This is a genomic window from Actinoallomurus acaciae, from assembly GCF_042429965.1.
Lineage (GTDB): Bacteria > Actinomycetota > Actinomycetes > Streptosporangiales > Streptosporangiaceae > Actinoallomurus > Actinoallomurus acaciae.
The window spans coordinates 1-1,489 of record NZ_JBHLZP010000998.1; the positions used below are offsets into that span (position 1 = coordinate 1).

A 1,489-nucleotide genomic window follows, 5' to 3' on the forward strand; every position below is an offset into this window, starting at 1 on the left:
CGCGCGGCGGGTCGGCTACGGCAGCGCGTTCGCGCTGAGCGCCGCCTTCAAACGCGAGCGGGGCATCAGCCCGCAGGAGCACCGCGCCGCGGCGCCCGGCTGAGCGCCTCCGCGAGCAGCGGCGCGAACCCCTCGGGGCGTTCGTGCGCCGGGAGCGGGTCGACGAAGAACGTGCGGATGCCGACCGCCTCGGCACCGCCGTCGGCCCGCCGGTCGTCGCCCACCATGAGCGTACGGCCGGGGTCGGCGTCCAGACGTTCGCAGGCGGTCTTGAACAGTACGGGATCGGGCTTGCAGTGGCCCTCCTCGTACGACAGCAGGACGGAGTCGAACAGGGCGGCGACGCCGTGGGCGGCGAGTACCGGCCGCGGGTCCCAGCCGACGTTGCTGACCACGGCCGTACGGATCCCGTGCTCCTTCAGCGCACGCAGCGTGGGGAGCGTGTCGGGGTAGGGCGTCCAGGCCTCGGGCAGGGTACGGCTCTCGTACACGGTGTCGGCCAGCTCGGGCCACGGCCAGCCGGAGTGGCGGATCAGCCAGGTGTAGGAGTTCCGGTGCGCGGCGGCCTCGAGGTCACGCCGCTCCCAGGTGGCCCGGATCTCCTCGGGGATGACCGCCGGGAAGTGCCCTCCCGGCAGCCCGCCCGACCTCTCCAGCCGCCGGGCCCACTCGTGGACCTCCGCCTCCGTCAGGTCGATCCCCGCGTCCGCGAACATCGCGGCCAGCCCTTGGTCGGCCGGCCCGGTCACCATGAGAGTCCCGGAGAAGTCGAACAGCACCGCTTCCACTGGTTCAGCCATGTGGCTGGACCTTACCGCCCGTACCCGCCGGGGGGAGGCAGGCCTTCCCCCGGCTCAGGGGACCACGTTCCTCATAGCCGACGGCACGGGCCGACGGGGCGCCCGAGGGCGCGACGCACCTCACCGCCAGTGTCGCTTCACGGGCCGGTGAGGCGCGTCGCCGCCGGGGTCGGTCGCGGCCGGAGTCAGCCATGGTGAGGGTCGGCCATGGTGGGGGTCAGTCGGGGTCGGAACGGTCGGAACCAGCCACGGTGGGAGTCAGCCGCGGCCGGAGTCAGTCGCGGCCGGAACGGCCGCGCAAGCGCGCGAACAGCCGCCGGAACATGCCCGCCAGCACCACCTTGATCATGGTGCTCGCCTTGATGGCGCTCGCGGACTCGCCGGACGACGCCGAAGACGAGGCGGGTGCCTCGCCCGAGCCCGTGCCCGTGCCCGCGTCGGTGTCCGAGCCTGCGTCTGCGCCTGCATCCGTGCCCGAGCCTGCGCCCGTGCCTGCGCCTGCGTCGGTGTCCGAGCCCGAGCCTGCATCGGTGTCTGCGTCTGCGTCCGTGCGTGCATCCGCGTCTGCGCCTGCGTCCGTGCCCGTGCCCGTGCCCGCGTCTGCGTCCGCGCTCGTGCCTGCGTCCGCGCTCGTGCTCGTGCCCGCTTCTGCGCCCGCGCCCGCGCCCGCGCCCGCGCCCGCGCCCGCG

General features: G+C 74.5%; 2 protein-coding genes and 1 pseudogene. 1 reads left to right on the forward strand and 2 read right to left on the reverse strand.

The genetic code is table 11. The features are described 5' to 3' along the window. Positions 1-103: pseudogene (locus tag ACFFNX_RS49790) on the forward strand (AraC family transcriptional regulator); the annotation flags it as partial. Here the strand turns inward: ACFFNX_RS49790 and ACFFNX_RS49795 are convergent. Together ACFFNX_RS49795 and ACFFNX_RS49800 are read right to left on the reverse strand one after the other, a co-directional pair. After that, positions 66-800 carry an HAD family hydrolase gene (locus ACFFNX_RS49795; RefSeq protein WP_378213487.1) on the reverse strand — a complete coding sequence of 245 codons (735 nt, stop codon included), beginning with the start codon at positions 798-800 and terminating at the stop codon, positions 66-68. The pseudogene ACFFNX_RS49790 and the gene ACFFNX_RS49795 sit on opposite strands and share 38 nt — an antisense overlap. A 274-nt stretch (positions 801-1,074) precedes the next feature. Beyond that, positions 1,075-1,489 (reverse strand): hypothetical protein (locus tag ACFFNX_RS49800; RefSeq protein WP_378213488.1); only part of this gene is annotated, 415 nt, incomplete at its 5' end.